Genomic DNA, 24356 nt, shown 5'->3' with positions numbered 1-24356 from the left:
GCGTGGGCACTCAGCGCCAGCTGGGCAGCCAGAGGTGGTCATGCCAATTGCCCGGGGTGATCGGTAGGGCGGTGAGAATCGGCCAGAGCCAGACGAAGTTGGCGATCACCAGGCCGAGGTAGAGACAGACCGCGAGAAGGCCGAGGCTGCGCCGTTCGCTCGGCGGCGCGGACAGATAGGTTCCGGCGGGGCTGCGCGGTATCGGGCTCGGGCGCGCCGGGCCGAGGACATCGCCCAGCACCAGCGCCACGCCCATCATCAGGAATGGGGCCATCGGGACGGCGTAGAAGAAGTACATCTGTCGATCCAGGGTGGCAAACCAGGGCAGCAGCGCGGCGCCGTAGCCGACCAGCACCGCGCCGTAGCGCCAGTCCCGCCGGACCACGCCGCGCCACAGCATCCAGGCAAGGGCCGGCAACGCGATCCACCAGATGGCGGGCGTACCGATCAGCATCACGGCCTTCACACATTGGGTCTGACCACAGCCGGTGACGCCGCTGTCGGCGTAGTAGTACAGCATCGGTCGCAGGCCCATCGGCCAGGTCCACGGTTTGGACTCCCAGGGATGGTGGTTGCCCGCCGAGTTGGTCAACTCGGTGTGGAATTCCAGCGATCTGGCGTTGAAGTACCAGAGCGAACGCAGGGCGTCCGGAAAGATGTGCGACCAGAACCCGCCGGTGCCGATCGGATCCGTCGAACTGGCGGGATTGCCTGCCATATACCGGTACACGCTCGTCTCGCCGGCGAACCAGGCCCAGTAGCTGGCCAGGTAGAGCCCGAGCGGCACGAGCACCAGCGAGTACAGCGCGGGCCCGACATCGCGAACGGCGACGCCGAGCCAGGGACGGCGCACCTTGTACGCTCGCCGCGCCGAGAGGTCGTAGTAGACACTCAGCAGACCGAAGGCCGCGATGAAATAGATGCCAGACCACTTGGTTCCGCAAGCCAGGCCGAGCAGCGCGCCCGCGCCGAAGCGCCACCAGCGCACGCCGAGGCGCGGCCCCCAATCGGTCAGGTCGATCCGGCCTTCTGTGCTCACTCGCGCGATTCGGGTGCGGACCTCGTCACGGTCGACGATGAGGCAGCCGAAGGCCGCGGTCACGAACAACGCCATGAAGATGTCGAGCATCCCGATGCGCGATGAGACGAAGGTGAGTCCGTCCGCGATCAGCAGAATGCCCGCGATGGCGCCGATCAAAGTGGATCGAGCCATGCGGCGGGTGATTCGGATCACCAGCAGCACCAGCACTGTGCCCGCGAGCGCGGCGGTGAACCGCCAGCCCCAGCCGTTGTAGCCGAAAAGCCATTCGCCGATGGCGATCAGCTGTTTGCCGACCGGGGGATGCACGACCAAGCCGTAGCCGGGATTGTCCTCGACCCCACCGCCGGTGAGCATCTGCCAACCCTGCGGGGCGTAATGCTTCTCGTCGAACACCGGGGTGCCCGCATCGGTCGGATAGTCGAGCATCGTGAACCGGGTGACCGCCGCGATCGCGGTGAGGAACGCGGTGACCAACCAGCCTCGGAGCCGATCGACGGGTCCGAAGTCGGGCGACGGCCGCAGCGGCCCCGGGCTCGACCAGGAGGGCACGGCCCCCAACGATGCGGTCGCGCGCTGGTCGGTCACCTGGGTCACGCCCCGATCGTATGCTGTGCCCGCTTCCCGGTCGCGCATCGGTGAGCCGAATAGCGCCCGAATCCTTTACCATGCGGGACCCAGCCGGCCAGTCACAATCTCGCATCGAAGATTTCGCCGCGGCGGACCGGCCGAGGAGTGGGACATCGGCCGCCACGTGCTCAGCAGGGTCTTCGTGGTGTGCCACCGGCCGGGCGGGCCCGATGCAGGTGGATAGGGTGGTCCTGGTCGGAGTAGGGCGTGGACGGGAGTGTGGTGGCGGACGAGGCGACGGCGGGCAGGCTAATGCTGGCGGCGACACCGATGGGCGATGTCGGTGATGCGTCGCAACGATTGCGCGAGGCGCTGTCGTGTGTCGATATCGTCGCCGCCGAAGATACTCGGCGCACGAAATCGCTGGCCAAGGCGCTCGGTGTGGAGATCACCGGGCGGGTGGTGAGTTTCTACGACCATGTCGAGACCGCACGGATCCCGATGTTGCTCGGCGAGATCGAGGACGGGCGCACCGTGCTGTTGGTGACCGACGCGGGCATGCCGTCGGTCAGCGATCCCGGTTTTCGCATGGTCGCGGCGTGCGTCGCCCGTGATCTGCCCGTGACCTGTCTGCCCGGTCCTTCGGCCGTGACCACGGCCCTGGCGCTGTCGGCCTTGCCGGTGGAACGGTTCTGCTTCGACGGGTTCGCGCCGCGCAAAGCCGGTCAGCGTCGGGAATGGTTGCGTACTCTGGCCACCGAGCCGCGTGCCTGCGTCTTCTTCGAGGCGCCGCACCGTCTCGCCGAGTGCTTGGCCGACGCGGTCGAGGTCCTCGGTCCCGACCGCCGTGCGGCGGTCTGTCGTGAGCTCACCAAGACCTACGAGCAGGTTGTTCGGGGCACTCTCGCCGAACTCGCCGACTGGGCGGTCGAGGGTGCGCGTGGTGAGATCACCGTGGTCCTGGCGGGCGCCCACCCGACCACCGCAGACCCCGCTGATCTGGTCGACGAGGTCGAATCCCGCATCGCCGACGGAGTCCGACTCAAAGACGCGTGCGCTGAGGTCGCCTCCGTGCACGCCGTTTCGCGCCGCGAACTCTATGACGCGGTCCTGGTGGCTCGTCGTCACCAGGAGGCCTGACTCGCGGCACGTGAATCGGGGTTCGTCGTGCGCTGCACCGATACCTCGGACGCCGAGCATCCCTGTGTGCGGCGCTGGACGTCGCGGGGAGGGGTGCGGAGTGTCGGGTGCCGGAGTCGTATCGGCATGATCGTCGGTATGAGTTCTCTGGAGAGCAAGGCGAAAGCGTTTCTCGGGTTGCATCGCCCGGGCGATCCCGGCGTCTTTCCGACGGTGTGGGATGCGTGGTCCGCGAAAGTCGCTGTGGCGGACGGATTTTCGGCATTGACGGTGGGCAGTTATCCGGTCGCCGATTCGATCGGGCGTGCGGACGGAGAAGGAATGACCTTCGCCGAGTTGTCGACTCGGGTGCGGCAGATCACCGCGGCGGTGGATGTCCCGGTGTCCGTCGACATCGAGTCGGGGTACGGGCTCGAGCCCGCGCAACTGATCGAGGGTCTGCTCGAGGCCGGTGCGATCGGGCTGAACATCGAGGACACCGTGCACAGTGAGGGCGGACGGCTGCGGACGGCACAGGAGCATGCCGACCTCGTACACGGGCTGCGCCGGTTCGCCGATGCCGCGGGGGTGCACGTCGTGGTCAATGCCCGTACCGACCTGTTTCTGCGCAACGACGGAGACGAGGCCGACCGCGTCGATCGCGCGATCGCGCGTCTGCGGCTGGCCGCCGAGGCGGGCGCCGACGTGTTGTTCCCGGTCGGTCGGCACGCCGAGGCGGACATGCGCCGTCTGACCGGTGAGCTGCCGCTGCCGATCAGCGCCACCGTCCTTCCGGACCAGGCCGACAAGGCGGCCCTCGCGGCCCAAGGCGTCGCCCGCGTCAGCTTCGGACCATTCCTGCAGGCCGCGCTGACCGCCGAGATCGACCGACTGCTCGAGCGCTGGAAGTAGACGCGTCGGGGCACACCGTTCGGTGTCGGCCCGAACTTGGCAGGGTGTGACCTGCCACGGATCGCACGCGACTGTCAGGATCGAGTCGGCAGGCCGAGTACGGTCACGACCAACTGGACGAACAACGGCGCCAGCTCTGGCACCCGCGCGGGCCCGTCGGACACGATGACCCGACGTGTGCGCTCGCCGATCGCGTCCGGAATCAGTGCGATCAACTCGTCCGAGATCTCCGGCAGAGTCGGATCGGCCGCGCGCGCCTGGTCGTAGAAGATCCGATACAACTGGGCGAATCGGTCGGCGGCCAAATCGCGGTAGTCGACGGCGGTCTGGTTCACCGTCAACGAATCCACCAGCACCAGCCGCGAGAAATCCGGCTCGGTGGCGACGGTCTGGCAAAACGTGACGACAATGGATTCGATCTTGGCGTACGCGTCGGCATCCGGTGGAAGCTGCCCGAGTTCGTCGGCGATTCTGGTCGCCACGATGTCGACCCCGGTATGCACCGCCTCGACGAAGCATTCCTCTTTGTTGGCGAAGTGGTCGTAGAAGGTGGTCCGTGAAACCCTCGCTTTGGCAACGAGGTCGGTCAGCGTCGTGGCGGGATAACCTTTGCGGTCGACGCATTCGACCATCGCTTCGACCAGCCTGCCGCGCTGCGAGGTGAGCACGGCTTCGCGCGCCGCGCGGTGCCGCTCGGCGAAGCTGGTCCGCTGGACGGATGCCGCGGCATTCTCCTCGCGCATGTGTGCCTCTCTGTGCCGGAACCGATACCGAACGGGACGTCGTCGTACCGATCGCATGCGGTCTGGGGCGCCGTCCGGCCCCCACACCGTTCTTTCATTATCCGACAACGCATTCCACGGTCTACGGAGTGGTCGAATCGGTCCGCGCGCGGCGCGGGGAGAGTACCGTCGGACCTGCTCGAGTACTGACCGGTACAGCCGACGTCGAGGGAGAGTGCAGTGAAGAAACTGCTGCGGCACGCCGCGAAAGCGTTGGGCGCGTTGTTGGTCGGCGCGTTCGGCTTCGATAGCGGTCAGCGCCCGGCCCTGGACGTCATGGTGACCTTCCCGGCACCGCTCACCGCACGACCGTTGTCGCGCACCACCATGATCCGGCAGTGCGTGCCCGCGCGGCACACGATGGTCCGGCGCAGGCACAGCACCGGACCATCGTGAGTCAGTCTTTCGGCTCGAGGTACTTGGGGTACACCGGTTCAGGCGCGGGCAGGGCAACGCCGGGCACGATCGGCGTCGCGATGTCGGCGAAGTTCAGGTTCTGCTGACCCAACTGATCGAGAATCCGGCTCGCCGAACCCGGCATCACCGGCTGCACCAGGATCGCGACGATCCGCAGCACCTCCAGGGTCACATACAGCACGGTGGCCTCGCGGGCGAGATCCTCCGGCGTACCGGACTTCGCCAGCGCCCACGGCGCCTGTGCGGAGAAGTACTTGTTCGTCTCGCCGAGCGTCAGCCAGATCGCTTCGAGGGCGAGGTGCATCTGCTGGGCGTCGAAGTCGGCGCGGCACCGCTCCAGCAGGCCGTTGGCGAGATCGAGTAGGGTGCGGTCCTCGTCGGTGAACTCGCCGGGCGTGGGTACTACGGCGCCACAGTCGCGCGCGACCAGTTTGGTGCTGCGCTGCACCAGATTGCCGAATTCATTGGCCAGATCGCTGTTGATCCGGCCGACGATGGCGTCGTGGCTGTAGCTGCCGTCCTGGCCGTAGGAGATCTCGCGCAGCAGGAAGAACCGCACCGCGTCCAGGCCATAGTTCTCGACCAACTCCAGTGGATCGACGACATTGCCGACCGACTTGGACATCTTCTCGCCCTTGTTGTACAGGAACCCGTGCACGAAAACGCGTTTGGGCAGTTCGATGCCGGCCGACATCAGGAACGCTGGCCAGTACACGGTGTGGAACCGGGTGATGTCCTTGCCGATGATGTGCACATCGGCGGGCCAGAACTTCCGGAACGCCGCGGATTCGGCGTTCGGGTAGCCGACGCCGGTGATGTAGTTGGTCAGCGCGTCCACCCACACATACATGACGTGGTCGGGATGGCCGGGTACCGGCACGCCCCAGTCGAAGGTGGTGCGCGAGATGGACAGATCTTTCAGGCCGGCCTTGACGTAACTGACGATCTCGTTGCGCCGCGTTGCCGGTGCGATGAATTCGGGATGCTCGTCGTAGAGCGCGAGTAGCTTGTCCTGGTAGGCCGAGAGTCGGAAGAAGTAATTCGACTCCTCGGTCCAGGTGACCGGCGTCTTGGAGTCGGTGGAGATGCGGGTGCCGTCCGCGAGCACCGTGGTTTCCTCGTCGGTGTAGAACGCTTCGTCGCGCACCGAGTACCAGCCGGAGTAGTTGCCGAGGTAGATGTCGCCGTTGGCGAGCATCCGCTCCCAAATCGCGACGCTGGCCGCCCGGTGGTCCTCGTCGGTGGTGCGGATGAACCGGTCGAAGGAGATGTCGAGCGTCTTGTCCAGCGCTTCGAACACGTCGGAGTTGCGCGCCGCGAGTTCTTCCACCGGGATGCCTTCGGCGACCGCGGCCTGCTGCATTTTCTGGCCGTGCTCGTCGGTGCCGGTGAGGAAGAAGACGTCGTAGCCGTCGAGTCGCTTGAACCGGGCGATGGCGTCGGCCGAGATGTACTCGTACGCGTGTCCGATGTGCGGCGCACCGTTCGGGTATGCGATGGCGGTGGTGACGTAGAAGGCGGGGCGGTCGGCTGGGCTCATGGTGTGTCTACTGTAATGCGCGTGGTTTTCTTCGCTCGCGTGAATATCCCCGGTATCGATCCGCGGGTCCCCGCGCCCGGACCCGGATTTGGGTCCGTGGTTCTCGGCGGCGGTCACCGATGAGCGCGCGCCGCCCCGCGCCGGAGTTGCCCGCGCCGCTCGCGCCGATCGTGGACGCGCACACCCACCTGGACGCCTGTGGCGCCACCGACGCGGCCTCCACCGCCGCGATCGTGGACCGGGCCGCCTCCGTCGGCGTCGGTCAGGTGGTGACGGTTGCCGACGATCTGGCCGCCGCGCAGTGGGCGGTGCGAGCCGCGCACTGGGACGATCGCGTGTTCGCGGCCGTCGCGCTCCATCCGACCAGGGCGAACGCGCTCGACGGCGCCGCGAAGGCCGAGCTGGAACGGCTGGCCGCCGACCCGCGCGTGGTCGCGATCGGCGAGACCGGTCTCGACTACTACTGGCCGGGCAAGCTGGACGGCTGCGCCGATGTCGAAACTCAGATCGAAGGCTTCCGCTGGCATATCGACCTGGCCAAGCGCAGTCGCAAACCGCTGATGATCCACAACCGCGATGCCGACCACGACCTGCTGACGGTGCTGCTGGACGAGGGTCCGCCGGACACCGTGATCTTTCACTGCTTTTCCTCGGATTCGAATATGGCGCTGTCCTGCGTCGCCGAAGGCTACATTCTCAGTTTTTCGGGGACGGTCAGTTTCAAGAACGCGCACGAACTGCGCGAAGCGGCCCGACTTGTGCCGGACGATCAGATCCTGGTCGAGACGGACGCGCCATATCTGACGCCACATCCGTTTCGCGGCGCGCCGAACGAGCCGTACTGCCTGCCTTATACGGTGCGCGCGTTGGCGGAATTGCGGGAACAGGATCCCGGCGAATTGGCGGAGATAACCACCGCCAACGCACGCCGGGTCTACCGCATCTGACGCGGTTCGGTTCCGGTCCGGCTCGTTCACGCGCGGTGCGGAGATAGGCCGCAGGGGCCGAATTGGATGGTGTGTTGTATATCACATTTCAGCGACGATTTGTGATTTACCTGCAGTGTCTATATCTCACCGTGATATTGAAAAGGTGCTGCTCCACAGCTTGTGGTTGTCGGTATGCGGGCGCTTCGTTATCGTGCTGTGACCATGTCTCCATTCGCCCGTATCAACCAGTCGCGGTCCCCGCTGCTGTATTTGGCAGTCGGCGCGCTGCTGCTGACGTTGATCATCGGCGCCGGACTCGCGATCGTGAATCGCAAGACGGTCACCGTTGTCGTGGACGGCGAGAAGGTTCTGCGGAGCACGATGTCGCGCGATGTGCGCGGCGCTTTGAAAACCGCGGGCCTGGTGGTGACCGACCGGGACAAGGTGGCGCCCGCGCTGGCCGCGCGGATCGGCGATGGCGCGACCATCACGCTCAACCGCGCTCGCCAGGTCGATCTGTCGGTCGACGGAATGACCCAGAAGGTGTGGACCACCGGTCTGACCGCGGGCGAAGCGCTCGACCAGCTGAAGATCCCCGGCGAGGTGTATGTCTCGCCCGCGCGCAATGAACGGCTGCCATTGGCAGGCGCGGCATTGCGTATCGCGACCCCACGCTCGGTGTCGCTGCTCGACGGCATCGGCAGCTTGGTGGATGTACGCCTGGCCGCCCCCACCGTGGGTGAATTCCTGAGTGTCGCGGGCGTCCCGTTGCTCGAGCAGGATTCCGTCGAGCCCGCAGCATCCACCCCGTTGACCGACGGACTGCGAATCACGGTGACGCGCAAACGGACCGAAAATCGCACCGAGACCATGCCGCTGGATCCGCCGGAGAACGTCATCGAGGATCCGACCATGAACATGAGCCGCTCGGTGGTGGAAACCCCCGGCGCGCCCGGCGTCCAGGACGTCACGTTCGCGGTCCTCATGGTCAATGGCAGGGAAGTGGAGCGCAAGCCGGTCGGTTCGACAGTGAAGGTGACCGCGCAGCCGAAAACCGTGCGCAAGGGCGCCAAGCCGGGCACCGAGGTGCCGGAGGTGCACGATGGCGCGATCTGGGACGCGTTGGCCCGCTGCGAGTCGACCGGTAACTGGTCGATCAACAATGGCAACGGCTACTTCGGCGGCGTGCAATTCGACCAGAGCACCTGGGAGCGGCAGGGCGGCTTGAAATACGCACCGCGCGCCGACCTGGCCACCAGAGAAGAGCAGATCGCGATCGCCGAGGTCACCCGCACCAGGCAGGGCTGGGGCGCGTGGCCCGCGTGCACGAGCCGGCTCGGCATGAGTTGAGCGGGCGGTTGGTAGATTCTCGAGGTGTCCGAACCTGAAATCGCCGCTCGTGGCAGCGCCGCATTGCTCGGTCCCGCCGAGGTCCGGATGTTGGCCGAGCGGCTCGGGGTGCGGCCGACCAAGCAACTCGGGCAGAACTTCGTGCACGATGCGAACACGGTGCGACGGATCGTCGCGGCCGCGGGGGTTGGGCGCGCGGACGTGGTTCTGGAGGTCGGGCCGGGGCTCGGCTCGCTGACTCTCGCGCTGCTGGACGTGGTGGATTCGGTGGTCGCGGTCGAAATCGATCCCGTGCTCGCCCGGCATCTGCCGGTGACCGTCGCGGATCGGGCGCCGCAGCTGGCCGCGGGGTTGTCGGTCGTCGAAGCCGATGCGCTGCGGGTCGCCGCCGGGGACCTGCCCGCGGCGCCGACCGCCCTCGTGGCCAATCTGCCTTACAACGTGGCGGTGCCGGTGCTGCTGCACCTGCTCGCCGAATTGCCGAGCATCGCGGTGGCGTTGGTGATGGTGCAGGCCGAGGTGGCCGATCGGCTCGCCGCTGAACCAGGCAACCGCACCTACGGCGTGCCGAGCGTCAAGGCGGGTTTCTTCGGCACAGTCCGGCGCGCGGGCGCGGTCGGCACCCAAGTGTTCTGGCCGGTCCCACGGGTCGACTCGGGTCTGGTCCGGATCGACCGATACGTCGAGCCGCCCTGGCCGATGGGCGCCGACCATCGCCGAAAAGTCTTCGCGGTCGTCGACGCCGCCTTCGCGCAACGCCGCAAGACCCTGCGCGCGGCACTCGCCGCATGGGCGGGCTCGCCCGCCGAGGCCGAACGCCGCCTGCTGGCGGCCGGCATTTCGCCCACCGCCCGCGGTGAGACTCTCGACACTGCGGCCTTCGTCCGCCTCGCCGCCCAGGCGTAGCGCGCGCCTGGGTTCGATGTCGCGCACGCAGGTGTGGCGCGTGGGGTGTGCGGAGCTACGCGTGGGTGCGAAACCTGGAGATCAGTCGGCGAGTTGGTAGCCGGCTTCGTCCACCGCGGCGCTGATGGTGGTGGTGGGAATCGGGGTGCTGCTGTCGACTCGGACCGCGCCGCTGGCGAGGTCGACGTCGACGCTGGTGACGCCCTCGATCTTGCTGATTTCAGCGGTGACGGAGTTGACGCAGTGCCCACAGGTCATTCCTGTGACGGTGTAGGTGGTGGTGGGCATGCCCGACTCCTTCGCTCGACGACAATCATACGATCGGGGGGTATACCCGACACGGCGAACATACCCCCCGAGGGTATTTGGGCGCAAGCGGTGATCTTCGATGCGTCGTCGTGCGGTCGGGATGGCGATCTGCCTCGGCGCCGCATCGTCTGCTCGGAAACTCCGTCGGGCGAGACGGCGGCCTTGCTTCGTGTGGGCTTCGGGCAGACTTCGTCCGGTCGCGCCATTAGGCTTGTGCATCGTGCTGTCAGTAGTGCCGAGCCCCGTTGCCGTGCGCGCGCCGTCGAAGGTGAACCTCCATCTCGGAGTCGGCGACTTGCGTGCCGATGGCTATCACGACCTGACCACGGTGTTCCAGGCCCTGTCCCTCAGTGACGATCTGCGGATCGCCCCGGCCGCCGCGCTGGCTGTACGGGTTACCGGTGAAGGCGCGGCTGATGTGCCGACCGACCGGACGAACCTGGTGTGGAAGGCCGCGGTCCGGCTCGCGCATATCGGCGGCCGGGCGCCGCTGGTGGAAATCGCCATTGCCAAAGGCATTCCGGTGGCGGGTGGCATGGCAGGCGGCAGCGCGGATGCCGCCGCCGCGCTGATCGGCCTGAACGAACTGTGGGACCTCGGTCTGTCCAGGGACGAACTCGTCACGGTGGCGGCCGAACTCGGCAGCGACGTGCCGTTCGCACTGCACGGCGGCACCGCGCTGGGCACCGGGCGCGGCGAACGACTTCTTCCCGTCCTGTCGCGCAGTACATTCCATTGGGTGCTCGCCTTCGCCAAGGGCGGGTTGTCGACGCCTGCGGTGTTCGCCGAGCTCGATCGCCTGCGTGAACTCGGCGAACCGCCCCGAATCGGCGAACCGCAGCAGTTGATGCAGGCACTCGCCTCGGGCGATCCGACCCAACTCGCCCCACTGCTCGGCAACGATCTGCAGGCGGCGGCGCTGTCACTGAAACCGGAACTGCGTCGCACCTTGCGCGCGGGCCTGGCGGCGGGCGCGTTGGCCGGGCTGGTCTCCGGCTCCGGGCCCACCTGCGCGTTCCTCTGTGCGAGCGAGGAATCCGCGGTGTCGGTGGCGGCCGAACTCGCGGGCGCCGGCGTGTGCCGCAGCGTCCGGACGGCCAGCGGCCCGGTGCCCGGGGCGCGCATTCTCGGCGACGGACCGCCGGTGAAACACTGACCGTTCGACTCCGGCCGCGGATGCGGATCCGGCGAGGGGTGGTGTCGGGCTACGCCGCGCGAACGGACTCCTGGTATCCCGGCAGGGGTAACTCAGGCGATGACGTCGGCCAGTCGATCGACCTGGTCTGATTCGCGTCCGTAGCAGTAGAACATCACCTCGTCGGCACCGAGATCCTCGAATTCCGCGACAGTTGTGCGGATTTCCGCGGGTGTGGTGAGCAGCCCGGCGAGGATGCCCTCGGTGTAGTCGCTGAAGCCGTAGTAGGCGCGCATGGCGGCGCGGGCGTCGGTGATCACGTCCGGTGGGCCGAGCGCGACGTTGACCTGGGCGACGATGCGTGGCGCACCCGGCCTGCCGTGGTCGGTCCAGGAGCGGCGCACGGTATCGAACAGCGCACTCGCCCAGGACGGCGGCGCAGCGCTGAGAAACCCGCCGCCCCAGCGGCCGACACGGTCGAGTGCGATGGGCTGGAACCCGCCGAACAAGATCTCCGGCCCTTCGGGGCGCAGCGGCGGGGGACCGATCGGCCCGCACTCGGCGCTGTAGGGCTCGCCGGCCCACAGGCGATACATGAGTGCGAGCTGATCGTCGAGGCGGCGACCGCGGGTATGCAGGTCGATGCCCGCGGCGACATGGTCGTCCACGCGTCCACCGATGCCTAGCCCGAGCACCAGGCGTCCGCCCGACATGCGGTCTAGCGTCGCCACTTGTTTCGCGAGCAACACCGGATCGCGCAGTGGTGCGAGAAGTACCTCGGTCTGCACGGTGACGCGCTTGGTCGCGCCGGCGATCATGGCCAGCGCGACCAGCGGTTCCGGGTTGTCGTAGGCCAACCGGTCGAGCAGGCCGAGTGTGCGGAATGGACTCGAGTCGGCGCGCTCGGCCCAGTCGAGCAGCGCTGCGGGATCGGAAATGGGCAGGCCGAGGCCGGTATGCATGGAACCTCCAGGAGAGCGCGACGAGCGGGGACGGTGCCGCCCACCGACACCTCGGCGCGACGAGGTGGGCCTCCCGCGTTGCGGCGTAATTCTGGGGAGTGCCGGATCGGATTGCTTGGAACGAACGGTGTTCGTCGAATTCAACGTAAACGAACACTGTTCGTCATGCAACCGCGCTGGCGTGTTCGCACTGCTCGCCGGTCGAGTGGCCGTTCGGGGACGGTGGGTACGCTGACCCGGGGGCAGCATCGGCCTGCCGCGGCAAGACACGGAAGGATCCATGTCCAACCTGATCAATCTCGAACAGGTCCATAAGAGCTTCGGGATCACACCCCTACTGGACAACGTGTCGCTCGGCATACACGCCGGTGAACGGATCGGCGTCGTCGGCCTCAACGGTGGCGGCAAGACCACCCTGCTCGAGGTGTTGACCGGTATCGAGCAGCCCGACCTCGGCCGGGTCAGCAGGGTCGGCGGCCTGCGCATGGCGGTGGTGACCCAGCGCGGCGTGCTCCCAGCGGGTGCGACGGTCGGCTCCGTCGTGCTCGCCGGTCTGGCGGACGACGCGCTGACCGACGCGCTCGCCGAGCACGAATGGGCAGCGGACGCTCGCATCCGCTCGGTCATGGCGGGCATCGGCATCGCCGATCTCGGCATGGATACCTTGGTCGACAATCTCTCCGGTGGGGAGCGCCGCCGGGTCGCGCTCGCCGCCGCCCTGGTCCGGGAACTCGACCTGCTCGTATTGGACGAGCCGACCAACCACCTCGACGTGGAAGGCGTGCAGTGGCTGGCCGCGCATCTGCTCAACCGCCGCAGCGCGCTCGTCGTGGTGACCCACGACCGCTGGTTCCTCGACACCGTCGCCACCAATACCTGGGAAGTGGTCGGCGGCAAGGTCGAAAGCTATGAGGGCGGATACGGCGATTGGATCTTCGCGCGCGCCGAACGCGCCCGCCAATCGGACGCCACCGAGGCGCGGCGGCGCAACTTGGCCCGCAAGGAGCTGGCCTGGTTACGGCGGGGCCCGCAGGCGCGCACGTCCAAGCCGCGCTACCGGGTCGAGGCCGCCGAAGCGCTGATCGCCGACGTCCCGCCGCCGCGCGACAGCGTCTCGCTGGCCGCTTTCGCTCGAAAGCGGCTCGGCCGCGTGGTGGTCGAACTGGAGGACGCGACCCTCGCCACGCCGGACGGCCGAGAGCTGGTGCGCGACCTGACCTGGCGACTTGCGCCGGGAGAGCGAGTCGGCCTGGTCGGCGTCAACGGGTCCGGCAAGACCACACTGCTGCGCGCGCTGGCCGGTGACGAGAGCGGGAACGGCCCTGTGCTCGCCGCAGGGAAGCGGATCCAGGGCCAGACCGTGCAGATCGGTTGGCTGCGTCAGGAGCTCGACGACCTGCCGACGAATCTGCGGGTGCTGGAGGCGGTGCAGCAGGTGGCGGAGCGAATCATGCTCGGCGACAAGGAGATTTCCGCTGGCCAGCTGGCCGAGCGACTCGGCTTCACCCCAGCCCGCCAGCGGACTCCCGTCGGCGATCTGTCCGGCGGTGAACGCAGACGCTTGCAGCTGACTCGAATCCTGATGTCGGAGCCGAACGTGCTTCTGCTCGACGAGCCGACCAACGACTTGGACATCGATACCCTCCAGCAGTTGGAGGATCTGCTCGACAATTGGGCAGGCACCCTGGTCGTGATCAGCCATGACCGCTACCTCGTCGAGCGCATCTGCGACTCGACCTGGGCGTTGTTCGGCGACGGTAAACTCACCAACCTGCCCGGTGGCATCGAGGAATATCTGAACAAGCGCGCGTCGATCAGCGCGGGCCGGGTCCGCGCGACCGCGACAGAGGAGAAGCCAGCCGCTGCGGCGGCCACCGATTCCGCCGCCTACCGCGCGGCGCGCAAGGAACTGACCCGGCTCGAACGCGCCATCGACAAACTGTCCGATCGTGAACAGCGACTGCATGCCGCGCTCGCCGACGCCGTCACCGACCCGGACAAGTTGGTGACGCTGGGCGCGGAACTGAAGCAGGTACGCGCGGAGAAGGACACGGCCGAGGAGCGTTGGCTGGAGCTGGCCGACGGCGTGTAGTTGGTTCGCCGCCTAGTGCCCGGAGGCGCGTCCGTCCTGCACGATCGCTGGCAGACAGGTCCGCACGAAATCCCGGCCGAAGTCGGTGAGCAACACGCTGCGATAGATCACCTTCGTGCCGAACCCGGAGCGCTTCAGCGTTTCCCGCACCGACGACTGGGCCTCCAGCAGTTGGTAGCGGTTCGGGTTGCCGATCGGCTCGCGCGCGTGCTCGACCAGGCCGAGCCTGCGCAGATTGATCAGATACTGCTGGATTCGGTTGGGGAAGCGCAGGCCCGCGTGCTCGCCGATCATCGTGAGCATCGAGCCGATGCGTTCGGCGCTGAGCGCGCGCGGGCGACCGATGCGGATGTCGATGGACGGTTGCGGTCCGTCCAAATGTAGGAAGCGCAGCAGGCGTGCTTCGTCCGGGGTCAGCTCGGCGAGTATGCCCGCGAAGGCCGGGTGATTGTCGTCCTCGTCGTGCGCGTTCGCCGACAAGCGCAGCAGCGCGGCGCCCTGCTCACGCAGCGTCGGCACGTCATTTCCGGCGGGCGTGTCCGCGGTGGTGGGGAGCCCGAGCGCCTTGCGCATCGCGTCGCGCACCTCGGACTCGGCCTCTGCCAGAACTTCTCGCGGCGGCGCGCCCTCGATGCTGCGTCGTACGACGGTCGATGTGACGCCGACCGCGGTACCGACACTCCACGCGGTCACCCCGGTGACTGCCGTCCAGGCGACGCGTGCGACACCGGTCGCCGCACGCACCGTGGCCATGGGAACCGGTATCCGAGTGGGTGATTCGTCGATGCGGACGACATCCGAGGCGGACCGACGCGCGATCTCCTTGGCGGGTCGGCTACTGTCCTTCGGCGTGTCGGAGTACTCGACGGCCTCGATGTCGTTGTCGTCCGAACCCGTTACAGCCATGTCGTCGCCACTCCTGTTCCGAAGATCAGGATATGAGCGTATCCGGCGAACAGCCCCAACACGCCGCCATGCACGAAAAGCAACCACTCGTCCTGCTTGATGGCCGCGCGCAGCATGTCGACGAAGTCCGGCGGCGACAACGCCGCCATCTGTTTGGCGATGTACTGGTTGATCTGCCGGCCCTGACGGACATTGAATTCCGGATCGGCGAAGGCGATCGGCGCGATCGTCATGGCTTCGGTGGTGAGTGTCGATTGCAGCGAGTCGTACTCACGGCTGCCGAGCATGAACTTGACCGCGGGCCGCGCGGGCCCGAGTGCTCGGTCGGCCGCGGGGCGCAGGGTGTCCTCGAGCATCTGCATGGTGCGATCCGAGCGCGGGCCGTTGAGCAACTCGTCGCCGATATTCGCCACGGTGATCACCTGGCTGGACACCAATTCGGCATAACCGTCGGTGATTTCGGACTTCCGTTTGATCAGCAGGCCCTGCCGCCACGGGCACCACCACTTCGGATACGCGGGTGCGAAGATCATGTTGATCCCGATCCAGTTGACCATCCAGCCGATGATCACGCCGCCGATCGGCAGCACGACAAGGGTGGACCATCCGGTCAGGTGCAGAAGCGCGACCAACACCGCGCCCATCGGCGCGCCGAAGTAGAAACCGAAGTTCTGCATGAATCGCAGTTCCTTGGCGCCGAGTACTTGGAACAGGGTGTTGAGCAGGTGTGGCCGGGCCTGGAAGTAGCGGATCACCATCTGCTTCACATCGAGCAGCTGATCGATATTCGCGCCCAATTCCTCGGTGAGCTCGCGCAGGATCTCCGGCAGTTGCTGGCGGACCCTGGCGTGCACCATGTCGCGCACCTGGGCCGGAAGGTTGTACCAGAGCTGAGGATGCTCACGCCGGAGGATTTCCTCGACGATGTCTTTGATCTGCGCGTCGGCGATGCCGGCCAGATGTTCGGCGAGTTTGTCCGGCTCCAGCTCGCGGTAGAAGTCGGCGACGCTACCGAGTTTGGCCAGACCCTTGTCGACCGCGATACTGGCCATCTTGTCGGCGCGCGACGGAACGATGCCCTGCCATCCGAATCTGCCGTCGTGTCGCAGCAGCGGCAGAACTTGAATTCGCTTGGGGAGGAATGGATACAGCGCGCGCAGACCGGGGACGTGAATGCCGTAGAACGCGACCGGCTTGAACAGCATGAGCACGCCGGTCCAGTTGGTGATGTAGCCGATGATCCCCGTGAAAAGCGGAATCGTCACAAGCTCGAGGAGGATTGTGGGGTGGATTCCGAAAACGCTCTCTAACACGACACCCTCCTGCCGATACACCGGTGACCGCCGCCTCACCGGCAACCAAAACTAGCACCCGGTCCGCAAAGGATCGCCATTGTTCGTCGACCCCCTGCTTACACCGCGAGTACACAGGCCGGTGGTGGGGGTTCGAGATGTCGATCACGGTGATTGTCGAACTGTCCGAGTCGGACGGCGGCAATGACCATCGCCGCAGCGGGAAGTAATCTGTGGGTCGGATTCGTTCACCCGGCGATATCGGAGAAAACGTGGCAGACGACAGGACCGGACAGGACGTGGCCCGACCCGGTTTCCACGCCGTTGAGCACCGTTCGGATGCCGAACAACGGCAGATCAGCAATGAGGCACGGCTGATTCGCGGCGTGTTCCGTGCGGCAGGACTCGCCGCGGGCACGGTCGTTCGCGGTGGGCAGTGGGCTGTCGGCACCACCGTCGATGTCACCAAGGAGATCACCCAGGCGGCGCTGGACGGCGAGTCCTCGGCCGAAATCGCCGAACGAACCGGAAACGCGTTGCGCTCGATGGCCCGCAGCGCGCTCGGCGTCACCGAGGGGTCGGTGCGTGAGATCGTCAGCTACGTCCCGACGTCCAATGGCTCCGCTTCGCAGGAGGCGCTGACTGTCGGCTCCTATTTCCGCTCGGCCAGTATCGAGGAACTGCGCCGTCGCGGTGACGCACTTTTGGCCAGGTCGGCCGACGTCTACTTCACCGAGGAGGTGCACCCGGCCTATGACCGCATTCTCGACGAGCTCGCCCCCGACGAGGCACGCATGCTGCGCTTCATGGCGCTCAACGGTCCGCAACCGTCGGTCGACGTGCGCACCAACCGTCCGCTCGGTATCGGCTCGGAGCTGGTGCAAGGTGATCTGAGCTCCGTGCCTGAGCAGGCGGGGGTGCGCTACCCGGATCGCGCGCGCGCCTATCTGGTCAATCTCAACCGCCTCGGATTGACGCTGACCTCCGACGATCCGGTGGTATTGAGTCGGTACATGGTGCTCGAGGTGCAGCCGGTGGTCGAAGCAGCACTGAAAAAGGCAGGTCGGGCGCCGAAAATCGTGCGCAAGAGTCTCCGGCTCACGGAGTTCGGCGAGGATTTCTGCCGGACCTGTTTCACTATCGGAAGTTGATCTTCGGCAGCAGACCGGTCGAACAGTGATAGCAATCTGATACAAATCTCCCAATTCCTGAAGTGGCGTGGCTTCGGATGGGATTGTGGAGGTATGGATCAGGCAACTGGCGGGCAGGAGCGCGGCGACCCGGCAGCAGGGATCGACCGGCAAGTGGGTAGAGACCGGGGCGTAACCACCGGTGAGCAGGAGCGCGGAGACCGAGATGTTCGTGTCGGTCCGCCGCAACGTGGCGAGCAGGAAGTTCGCATCGGTCCGCCGCAGCGCGGTGACCAGGGCCTTCGCCCTGGACCGCAACAGCGTGGTGATCAGGGGGTTCGTCCCGGATCGCAACAGCGTGGTGATCAGGGGGTTCGTCCCGGATCGCAACAGCGTGGTGATCAGGGGGTTCGCCCTGGACCGCAACAGCGTGGTGACCAGGGAGTTCGTCCGGCTCCGCAACAGCGCGGCGAGCGTGCTGGTGCACGGCTGCGTTTCGACGCCGGGCCGATCGACTACGGGCAGGTGCGCGATGATCCGAGGCCGACGCGTGATCGCGGACGCGACGAACGGGGTATGGACGACCTGGCGGCGATCAGTCGACTGAAGTTCCGCTACCTGCGTAGTCTCGACACCAAATCATGGGATGAGTTTGCGGACACCATGATCCCGGAGGCTACCGCCACCTACAGCGAATATCTGCAGTTCGAATCGCGCGACGCGTTTCTCGCCTTCATGCGCAACACCCTCGGTCCACATGTGATCACCGAACACCGCTGCGACCATCCCGAGATAGATATCGAGGGCGACTCGGCCACCGGCACCTGGTACCTCGCCGACACCGTCCTGATTCCCGCCCACAACATGCTGCTGCGCGGCGCGGCCTTCTACTCCGACCGCTACATCCGCTGCGACGACGGCCACTGGCGGATTTCGCATACCGGATACGAGCGCACCTACGAGGTGGTGCTCTCGCTCAGCGACCTGCCCAGTCTGCGGCTCACCTCCAGCCGATGGGGACTGATCGCCAAGGAGGACGGCATCGCTTCGGTCGAACGCAACCCGGGCGCCGCCCCGCCCCGAGAGAACTCGGGCACGAGCCCGAATAACCCCGAGGCCGAATAACTCAGTCGGCCGTAGCGACCAGCGGTTCCAACGTCAACGTCGGATGTTCCTTCTCGATGTACTGCAACCGCCATTTGTCGCTGAACAACGCCAGCAGCACGCCGTCGCTTCGGGTGAATACTTCGACCCCGCGCTGCCGACCGAGATCAGCTGCCGAGGTGGCGTCGGTACGGCGGGCCAGCGAGTAGCCGAGGTGCTCCATCGAGGTCTCGACGTTGAACTCCGTCAGCATGCGCGCGGTGACCACCTCGAACTGCATCGGGCCGACGGCCGCGAGTACCGGGGAGGCGTCGCCGCGGACGTCGTTGCGCAGCACTTGCACGACACCTTCGGAGTCGAGTTGATCGATGGCCTTGCGGAACTGCTTGTACTTGCCCGCGCTCTGCGCGCGCAACACCGCGAAATGCTCGGGGGCGAACGACGGGATCGGCGGGAACTCCACCTTCTTGTCCACGAACAACGTGTGCCCCGGGGCCAGTGCTGTCGCGTTGACCAGGCCGACCACATCGCCGGGGTAGGCGGTGTCCACGGTGGCGCGCTCCCGGCCGAACACGGTCAGCGCGTACTTGGTGGCGAACGGCCGTCCGGTCTGGGCATGGGTGACCACCATGCCACGCTCGAACTCGCCGGACACGATCCGCATGAAGGCGAGCCGGTCCCGGTGCGCGGCGTCCATGCCCGCCTGCACCTTGAATACGACCGCGCTGAACGGGTCGGTGGTATCGCGTGGGTTGCCGCCGGTATCGCGGCGCGGACCGGGCGCGGGCGCCAGCGCGACCAGAGTCTCCAGCAGTTGCCGCACGCCGAAGTTCAGCATCGCGGAGGCATAGATGACCGGTGAGGTCTGCCCGGCGAGGAACAACTCCTGGTCGTGGTCCTGCCCGGTGGCCGAGAGCAGTTCACTCTCCTCGGCGGCGGTGAGCCACGCCTCGCCCTCGCGCGCCTCGGCGGACGCCGGGGTCAGCGACTCCTCCGGTGCGATGGTCGCGCCGCCCGCGGTCCGGGTGAAGTGGATGTATTCCAGGGGTGCGCCGTCGGGACCGCGGCGCAGTAGGCCGCGGAAATCACCCGCGATCCCGACCGGAAGGAACAGTGGCGTCGGCGTGAGGCCGATCCGCTCGTTGATCTCGTCGAGTAGTTCCAGTGGCGCCTGCCCGGGACGATCCCACTTGTTGATGACGGTGATCACTGGGATGCCGCGGTGGCGGCACACCTGGAACAGCTTCAGCGTCTGCGGCTCCAAACCCTTGGCCGCGTCGATCAGCATCACCGCGGCGTCGACGGCGGTGAGCACCCGGTAGGTGTCCTCGGAGAAATCGGAGTGACCGGGGGTGTCCACCAAGTTGATCACGCTGTCGACGTCGGACCCCATGGCACGGTAGTTGAACTGCAGCGCGGTCGAGCTGACCGAGATGCCGCGCGCCTTCTCCATCTCCATCCAGTCCGAGACCGTGGACTTGCGGCCCGCCTTGCCGTGGATGGCGCCGGCCTCGGAGATCATCCTCGCGTGCAGCGCGAGTGCCTCGGTGAGCGTCGACTTGCCCGCGTCGGGATGGGAGATGACCGCGAACGTGCGTCGCCGGGCGACCTCGGCGGGTAACCCGCGGGGTGCGGGCGCGACGACACCCTCAGGGGAGGCGCTCAACGGAACAACCTTTCAGACGACCGATCGGCAACCACGCCAGCGTACGCGACGGGCCCCCGCGGCGAAGCGAGCGAGCTTCGCCGCCGCCTGGGCCGGCCCGATCGCGGCACGACGCGGTGGTTGCTACCCGATTCAATCGGAGCACGTGTGCTGCGGTATGGTGTTCGGGTTGTCTCGGCGAGGGTGACCGCAGACCTGATTTGCGCACCGTGATCGACGCGGCTCGGCTTCCGGCCGTCCTCGTTCGGTCTTCGCCCGACGAGTAGACCAACCCAGTCAGGTGTGAGCAGCCCCTGACATCAACCGTTGACAGCCCGGAAGAGCCGTAGGAGTAGATCCAGTCATGTCCGACGCCAACCTTCTCGAAGCCGCCGTACGTACCGAGTTCGGCAAGGGTGCCGCCCGCCGTACTCGCCGCGCGGGCAATGTCCCCGCCGTGCTCTACGGCCACCAGGCCGACCCGAAGCACCTGTCGGTCAACGCCCAGGCCTTCGCCGCGATTCTGCGCGAGCACGGCACCAATGCGGTGCTGAACCTGGTCATCGACGGCAAGCAGCAGCTCGCGCTCACCAAATCCGTTGTGGTGCACCCGATTCGCCGTTACATCGAGCACGCCGACCTGCTGATCATCAAGCGTGGCGAGAAGGTCACCGCCGACGTGAATATCGCCGTCGTCGGCGACGCCGCCCCGGGCACCCTGGTCACCCAGGAGGCCACCACCGTCTCCATCGAGGCCGACGCGTTGAAGTTGCCCGAGGCGATCGAGGTCTCTGTCGAGGGTGTCGAGGCGGGCACCCAGATCACCGCGGGCTCGCTGGAACTGCCTGCCGGTGTCACCCTGGCCGTCGATCCGGAGACCCTGATCGTGAATGTCATCGCCGCTCCGGCCGCCGAGGCCGAAGCCGAGGCCGCCGCGGCCGAGGCCGAGAGCGCTGAGTAGCACCGAATCGTCGACCGGGCCCGCGCTCGTGGTCGGACTGGGTAATCCAGGCCCCGAATACGAACGCACCCGGCACAATGTCGGTTTTCTGGTCGCCGACGTGCTCGCGGAGCGCGTCGGCGGCCGTTTCGGTGTGCACAAGAAATCCGGCGCCGACCTGTTGCAGGCCCGGTTGGACGGCCGCCAGGTGTTGATCGCGAAGCCGCGCTCGTTCATGAACCTGTCCGGACGGTCGGTGGCCGCGCTGGCCAAGTTCTTCTCGGTGTCGCCCACCGATGTGATCGTCGTGCACGACGAGCTCGACCTCCCGTTCGGCGCGATCCGGCTCAAGCGCGGTGGCGGTGAGGGCGGGCACAATGGCCTTCGCTCCGTCTCCAGTGCGCTGACCACCAAAGACTATCTGCGCACACGTATCGGCATCGGCCGTCCGCCGGGGCGCCAAGACCCGGCCGACTATGTCCTGAAGCCGTTCTCGACGCCGGAGCGAAAAGAGGTCCCGGTGATCGTCGAGCAGGCCGCCGATGCGGTGGAGTTGCTGCTTCGGGTGGGGCTGGAGACCGCACAGAACCAATTGCACTGAGCGGACACCGCTCGCGCTGCTGGGCGCTCCGGCTCGGATTCAGTGGTGGTCGGATCGGTCATGCGAGCAACGGATGTCGGGCTGGCGCGGCAGCAGCCGGTGGTGCGGGTCGTCGTGCCGAATGCCGGAGCCTGGGTCGGTTCGACCGTACAGGCCGGTCTTCGGCACCGGTGCTTTCCGGCCGGGTGTGGAGGTCCGATGGAAACCGACTCCACACCTGACCGGAACTCAGCAGTGGATCATCCGCGCGGGAGATGGACCGCGGTCGCGGCCCTGCGCAACTTGCCGGACGAGGTTTTCGGCAGCGCCCCGGGACCGAGCACCGTGACGGTCCGTGGCCGGGCGCCCACCTCGGAGAACACCTCGTGCACGATCTCGTGCTCGATTCGCTTGACCTCATCGGGGTTCTGGTGGCTGTTGCTCTCCACCACCACGGCGAAGCTCTCCCGCTTCTCGCCCGCGTCCAGGCGTACCGCGACCGCGTTGCCGGGACGGACGCCGGTCACCCGGCAAGCCGCGCGTTCGATATCGGTGGGATAGATATTGCGGCCGCCCATGATGATCACATCCTTGATCCGGCCGCACACCACGATCAGCCCCTCCTCGGTGAAGTAGCCGATATCGCCGGTGTCCAACCAGCCGTCGGCGTCCTGACCGGAGCGGAAACCGTCCATCGTCACATAGCCGGAAGTGACGGCGGGGCCGCGCAATTCGATCACGCCCACCGAACGGGTCGGCAGCGGCTGGCGCTCGCTGTCGACGATCCGGCCTTCCAGCTGGTCGACCAGGTAGCCCAGGGTGGGCAACCTGCGGATATTGTGCCCGTGCTCATGGCCGGGATCGTCCGGCACCGGCACCGCTTTGCCGAGCGCCTCGAGCAGATCGGCGTCGATGACGTCCAGGACCTGGCCGTGGCCGGGGTCGGGAATGGAGACGGCGAGCGTTGTCTCGGCCATGCCGTATACCGGGGTGAGCGCCATCGGGTTGAGCCCGAAACGTTGTCCGGCGTCGGCCAGCGCATCCATGGTGTCCGGGTCGACCGGTTCCGCGCCGTTCCACATGTAGCGCACGCTGCTGAGGTCGAGCGTGCCGTCATCGGCCTGTCCCAGCCGTCGTGCCAGCAGCGAGTAGGCGAAATTCGGTGCCGCGGTGACGGTGCCGCGGTATTTGTCGATCAGTTCGGCCCACAGCAAAGGCCGGGTCAGAAAATCGATCGGCGTCACACAAACCACTTCGGCACCGAATTGCATCGGCACGCTGAGGAATCCGACCATGCCCATGTCGTGGAACAGGGGCAGCCAGCTGATCATGACGTCGTGGTCGAGCTGGAACTTCACCCGGTCGAACATCGCGTAGGCGTTGACATAGAAGTTCCGGTGCGTGATCCGCACCGCTTTCGGTGAACCGGTCGAACCGGAGGTCAACTGCTGCAAGGCGATATCGTCCTCGGCGGTGGGCACCGGGTCGATCTCGGGGCCGTCCGGCAGTTGGTCGACCCGCACCACGGTGATGCCGCGCTCACGCAGCAGTGATTCGGCCGCCTCGAACGGTGCGCCGAGTACCACCGCGCGGGCCTCGATCATGGTCAGCACGGACTCGGTGTCGCGGGCCCAGAGGACGAGATCGGTGCGCGGGGTCGGTTGGTGCAGCATGGTGATCGATGCACCGCGCATCCAGATGGCCTGGCAGGCCGGGGCGATATCCGCGGGCATCCCGGCCAGCACGCCGACCGCGTCACCGTGCCCGATTCCGGCCGCGGCCAAGCCGCCTGCCATGCGCCGGGCGATCTGGTGGATCGCTCCCCAGCCGCGACGTAGCGGCGCTCCTGGCTCACCAGTCACCAGCCCACGTTCGGAGGTCTGCGCCGTCGCGTACATCTCGTCGGTGAACCTACTCAACATCCACTCCTCATCACCAGCTGTCGGCCTCGAACCCGGCCTCCATCAACTATCCCGCCATTCTCCCGGTGCGTTAACCCCCCTTCTGGGAACCCCAGGTCAGGACCTCGAAGCAGGTGTGCGGAAGGCGGCCGCGTAGCGGTCGACATAGCACCGGCCCGAGCGCGCCGCCAATTCCAGCATCAGCTCGTCGGTGGCGGTGCGGACCGCATGGTGCTTGGCGGCGGGCAGGTAGTGGCGTGGCGGGCCGAAGTCGACGCGCACCTTGCCGAACCGCGGCAGGCGGCTGCCGCGGGGGTTCACCCGATCGGTGCCCGACAGGACCACCGGAACGACCGGCGCCCCGGTTGCCATCGCGACCCGCAGCGCGCCGGTGCGGCCACGATAGATTCGTCCGTCGGGCGAGCGGGTTCCTTCGGGATGGATGGCCCAAATACCGCCACCGTCCAGGATGCGGGCGGCGGCGTCCAGGGCATCCGCCGCCGCGCTGCCCCCGGTCCGATCGACCGGCACCTGTCCGGCCGCCGAGTAGAACCATCGGGTCGACCGGCCTCGCGCACCGCGCCCGGTGAAGTACTCCTGTTTGGCCAAGAACGTCACTCGCCGTGGCACAACCAGCGCGAGGTAGAGCGAGTCGATCACCGCGAGGTGATTGGCCGCGATGATCACCGGTCCGGTGCGCGGAACGTTGTCGAGCCCTACGACTTCGGGTCGGCCGAGCACACGCAGCAGTGGGCCGAGTAACACGTACTTGAACAGCAGATACCACACGTGGACC

At 66.9% G+C, this 24356-nt stretch carries 23 protein-coding genes; 13 read left to right on the top strand and 10 right to left on the bottom strand.

Going from position 1 to position 24356, the window contains the following annotated elements:
• Positions 1 to 10: 10 nt before the first annotated feature.
• Complete coding sequence (locus AB0C34_RS16015; RefSeq protein ID WP_357072542.1) at positions 11 to 1636, bottom strand: phospholipid carrier-dependent glycosyltransferase; 1626 nt, start codon at positions 1634 to 1636, stop codon at positions 11 to 13.
• 285 nt (positions 1637 to 1921) lie between these two features.
• Between AB0C34_RS16015 and rsmI the strand changes: the two genes are divergently transcribed.
• Both rsmI and AB0C34_RS16005 read left to right on the top strand, forming a co-directional pair.
• Positions 1922 to 2749: a 16S rRNA (cytidine(1402)-2'-O)-methyltransferase gene (gene rsmI, locus AB0C34_RS16010; RefSeq protein ID WP_357073015.1), complete on the top strand. Its 828-nt coding sequence runs from the start codon at positions 1922 to 1924 to the stop codon at positions 2747 to 2749.
• 138 nt (positions 2750 to 2887) lie between these two features.
• Complete coding sequence (locus AB0C34_RS16005) at positions 2888 to 3640, top strand: isocitrate lyase/phosphoenolpyruvate mutase family protein (protein ID WP_357072539.1); 753 nt, start codon at positions 2888 to 2890, stop codon at positions 3638 to 3640.
• Positions 3641 to 3714: 74 nt separating this feature from the next.
• Here AB0C34_RS16005 and AB0C34_RS16000 read toward each other — a convergent pair whose 3' ends face one another.
• Complete coding sequence (locus AB0C34_RS16000; RefSeq protein ID WP_357072536.1) at positions 3715 to 4383, bottom strand: TetR/AcrR family transcriptional regulator; 669 nt, start codon at positions 4381 to 4383, stop codon at positions 3715 to 3717.
• A 219-nt stretch (positions 4384 to 4602) separates the two neighbouring features.
• Between AB0C34_RS16000 and AB0C34_RS15995 the strand changes: the two genes are divergently transcribed.
• Positions 4603 to 4818 (top strand): hypothetical protein, encoded by a 216-nt coding sequence (locus AB0C34_RS15995; RefSeq protein ID WP_357072533.1) that lies wholly within the window; start codon positions 4603 to 4605, stop codon positions 4816 to 4818.
• A gap of 1 nt (position 4819) precedes the next feature.
• Here AB0C34_RS15995 and metG read toward each other — a convergent pair whose 3' ends face one another.
• Positions 4820 to 6424, bottom strand: a complete 1605-nt coding sequence (metG, locus tag AB0C34_RS15990) for a methionine--tRNA ligase (protein WP_357073012.1) — start codon at positions 6422 to 6424, stop codon at positions 4820 to 4822.
• Between the two features lie 74 nt (positions 6425 to 6498).
• Between metG and AB0C34_RS15985 the strand changes: the two genes are divergently transcribed.
• The 3 genes from AB0C34_RS15985 (at position 6499) to rsmA (ending at position 9564) form a co-directional block, all read left to right on the top strand.
• Entirely contained in the window at positions 6499 to 7326 is an 828-nt protein-coding gene (locus AB0C34_RS15985) for a TatD family hydrolase (protein WP_357072530.1), read from the top strand.
• Positions 7327 to 7530: 204 nt separating this feature from the next.
• Positions 7531 to 8658: a transglycosylase family protein gene (locus AB0C34_RS15980; protein WP_357073009.1), complete on the top strand. Its 1128-nt coding sequence runs from the start codon at positions 7531 to 7533 to the stop codon at positions 8656 to 8658.
• Between the two features lie 24 nt (positions 8659 to 8682).
• Positions 8683 to 9564, top strand: coding sequence for a 16S rRNA (adenine(1518)-N(6)/adenine(1519)-N(6))-dimethyltransferase RsmA (gene rsmA / locus AB0C34_RS15975; RefSeq protein ID WP_357072527.1), 882 nt, complete (start codon positions 8683 to 8685; stop codon positions 9562 to 9564).
• A gap of 81 nt (positions 9565 to 9645) precedes the next feature.
• Here rsmA and AB0C34_RS15970 read toward each other — a convergent pair whose 3' ends face one another.
• A complete protein-coding gene (locus tag AB0C34_RS15970) occupies positions 9646 to 9852 on the bottom strand; it encodes a cation transporter (protein WP_357072525.1) in 207 nt (68 codons plus the stop codon).
• A 241-nt stretch (positions 9853 to 10093) separates the two neighbouring features.
• Here AB0C34_RS15970 and AB0C34_RS15965 point away from each other — a divergent pair, with 241 nt between their 5' ends.
• Positions 10094 to 11029: a 4-(cytidine 5'-diphospho)-2-C-methyl-D-erythritol kinase gene (locus tag AB0C34_RS15965; protein ID WP_357072522.1), complete on the top strand. Its 936-nt coding sequence runs from the start codon at positions 10094 to 10096 to the stop codon at positions 11027 to 11029.
• A 92-nt stretch (positions 11030 to 11121) separates the two neighbouring features.
• Here AB0C34_RS15965 and AB0C34_RS15960 read toward each other — a convergent pair whose 3' ends face one another.
• Positions 11122 to 11970 (bottom strand): LLM class flavin-dependent oxidoreductase, encoded by an 849-nt coding sequence (locus AB0C34_RS15960; protein ID WP_357072519.1) that lies wholly within the window; start codon positions 11968 to 11970, stop codon positions 11122 to 11124.
• Positions 11971 to 12250: 280 nt separating this feature from the next.
• On the opposite strand from AB0C34_RS15960, the gene AB0C34_RS15955 reads away from it, so the two are divergent.
• Positions 12251 to 14062 carry an ABC-F family ATP-binding cassette domain-containing protein gene (locus AB0C34_RS15955; protein WP_357072516.1) on the top strand — a complete coding sequence of 604 codons (1812 nt, stop codon included), beginning with the start codon at positions 12251 to 12253 and terminating at the stop codon, positions 14060 to 14062.
• A gap of 12 nt (positions 14063 to 14074) precedes the next feature.
• Here AB0C34_RS15955 and AB0C34_RS15950 read toward each other — a convergent pair whose 3' ends face one another.
• Both AB0C34_RS15950 and AB0C34_RS15945 read right to left on the bottom strand, forming a co-directional pair.
• Complete coding sequence (locus AB0C34_RS15950) at positions 14075 to 14968, bottom strand: Abi-alpha family protein (RefSeq protein ID WP_357072513.1); 894 nt, start codon at positions 14966 to 14968, stop codon at positions 14075 to 14077.
• Entirely contained in the window at positions 14959 to 16281 is a 1323-nt protein-coding gene (locus AB0C34_RS15945) for a hypothetical protein (protein ID WP_357072510.1), read from the bottom strand. Before AB0C34_RS15945 ends, AB0C34_RS15950 begins: the two co-directional genes overlap by 10 nt.
• A gap of 251 nt (positions 16282 to 16532) precedes the next feature.
• Here AB0C34_RS15945 and AB0C34_RS15940 point away from each other — a divergent pair, with 251 nt between their 5' ends.
• From AB0C34_RS15940 to AB0C34_RS15930, 3 genes are all read left to right on the top strand, one after another.
• Positions 16533 to 17411 carry an Abi-alpha family protein gene (locus AB0C34_RS15940; protein WP_357072507.1) on the top strand — a complete coding sequence of 293 codons (879 nt, stop codon included), beginning with the start codon at positions 16533 to 16535 and terminating at the stop codon, positions 17409 to 17411.
• Positions 17412 to 17616: 205 nt separating this feature from the next.
• Positions 17617 to 17997: a hypothetical protein gene (locus AB0C34_RS15935; RefSeq protein ID WP_357072504.1), complete on the top strand. Its 381-nt coding sequence runs from the start codon at positions 17617 to 17619 to the stop codon at positions 17995 to 17997.
• Positions 17967 to 18515 (top strand): nuclear transport factor 2 family protein, encoded by a 549-nt coding sequence (locus AB0C34_RS15930; RefSeq protein ID WP_357072501.1) that lies wholly within the window; start codon positions 17967 to 17969, stop codon positions 18513 to 18515. The genes AB0C34_RS15935 and AB0C34_RS15930 overlap by 31 nt, the downstream gene beginning before the upstream one ends.
• A 1-nt stretch (position 18516) precedes the next feature.
• On the opposite strand, the gene AB0C34_RS15925 is transcribed toward AB0C34_RS15930, so the two are convergent.
• Entirely contained in the window at positions 18517 to 20160 is a 1644-nt protein-coding gene (locus AB0C34_RS15925) for a peptide chain release factor 3 (RefSeq protein WP_357072498.1), read from the bottom strand.
• A 343-nt stretch (positions 20161 to 20503) separates the two neighbouring features.
• On the opposite strand from AB0C34_RS15925, the gene AB0C34_RS15920 reads away from it, so the two are divergent.
• On the top strand, positions 20504 to 21100 hold the full coding sequence (locus AB0C34_RS15920) for a 50S ribosomal protein L25/general stress protein Ctc (protein WP_357072495.1): 597 nt from the start codon (positions 20504 to 20506) through the stop codon (positions 21098 to 21100).
• Positions 21093 to 21680 carry an aminoacyl-tRNA hydrolase gene (pth, locus tag AB0C34_RS15915; protein WP_357073006.1) on the top strand — a complete coding sequence of 196 codons (588 nt, stop codon included), beginning with the start codon at positions 21093 to 21095 and terminating at the stop codon, positions 21678 to 21680. Before AB0C34_RS15920 ends, pth begins: the two co-directional genes overlap by 8 nt.
• Before the next feature lie 239 nt (positions 21681 to 21919).
• On the opposite strand, the gene AB0C34_RS15910 is transcribed toward pth, so the two are convergent.
• Positions 21920 to 23578, bottom strand: a complete 1659-nt coding sequence (locus tag AB0C34_RS15910; protein WP_357072492.1) for a fatty acyl-AMP ligase — start codon at positions 23576 to 23578, stop codon at positions 21920 to 21922.
• A gap of 99 nt (positions 23579 to 23677) precedes the next feature.
• Positions 23678 to 24349 (bottom strand): lysophospholipid acyltransferase family protein, encoded by a 672-nt coding sequence (locus AB0C34_RS15905; RefSeq protein ID WP_357072489.1) that lies wholly within the window; start codon positions 24347 to 24349, stop codon positions 23678 to 23680.
• Between the last annotated feature and the right edge of the window lie 7 nt (positions 24350 to 24356).

It is taken from the genome of Nocardia sp. NPDC049220 (genome assembly GCF_040647855.1).
Lineage (GTDB): Bacteria > Actinomycetota > Actinomycetes > Mycobacteriales > Mycobacteriaceae > Nocardia.
This window is presented reverse-complemented; position numbering and strand designations above follow the sequence as displayed.

Coding starts and splice junctions, on each gene's coding strand:
- rsmI (WP_357073015.1), top strand. CDS start 1,922: ATGCTGGCGGCGACACCGATGGGCGATGTCGGTGATGCGTCGCAACGA.
- AB0C34_RS16005 (WP_357072539.1), top strand. CDS start 2,888: ATGAGTTCTCTGGAGAGCAAGGCGAAAGCGTTTCTCGGGTTGCATCGC.
- AB0C34_RS16000 (WP_357072536.1), bottom strand. CDS start 4,383: ATGCGCGAGGAGAATGCCGCGGCATCCGTCCAGCGGACCAGCTTCGCC.
- AB0C34_RS15985 (WP_357072530.1), top strand. CDS start 6,499: ATGAGCGCGCGCCGCCCCGCGCCGGAGTTGCCCGCGCCGCTCGCGCCG.
- AB0C34_RS15980 (WP_357073009.1), top strand. CDS start 7,531: ATGTCTCCATTCGCCCGTATCAACCAGTCGCGGTCCCCGCTGCTGTAT.
- AB0C34_RS15970 (WP_357072525.1), bottom strand. CDS start 9,852: ATGCCCACCACCACCTACACCGTCACAGGAATGACCTGTGGGCACTGC.
- AB0C34_RS15960 (WP_357072519.1), bottom strand. CDS start 11,970: ATGCATACCGGCCTCGGCCTGCCCATTTCCGATCCCGCAGCGCTGCTC.
- AB0C34_RS15955 (WP_357072516.1), top strand. CDS start 12,251: ATGTCCAACCTGATCAATCTCGAACAGGTCCATAAGAGCTTCGGGATC.
- AB0C34_RS15950 (WP_357072513.1), bottom strand. CDS start 14,968: ATGGCTGTAACGGGTTCGGACGACAACGACATCGAGGCCGTCGAGTAC.
- AB0C34_RS15935 (WP_357072504.1), top strand. CDS start 17,617: ATGTTCGTGTCGGTCCGCCGCAACGTGGCGAGCAGGAAGTTCGCATCG.
- AB0C34_RS15930 (WP_357072501.1), top strand. CDS start 17,967: ATGGACGACCTGGCGGCGATCAGTCGACTGAAGTTCCGCTACCTGCGT.
- AB0C34_RS15920 (WP_357072495.1), top strand. CDS start 20,504: ATGTCCGACGCCAACCTTCTCGAAGCCGCCGTACGTACCGAGTTCGGC.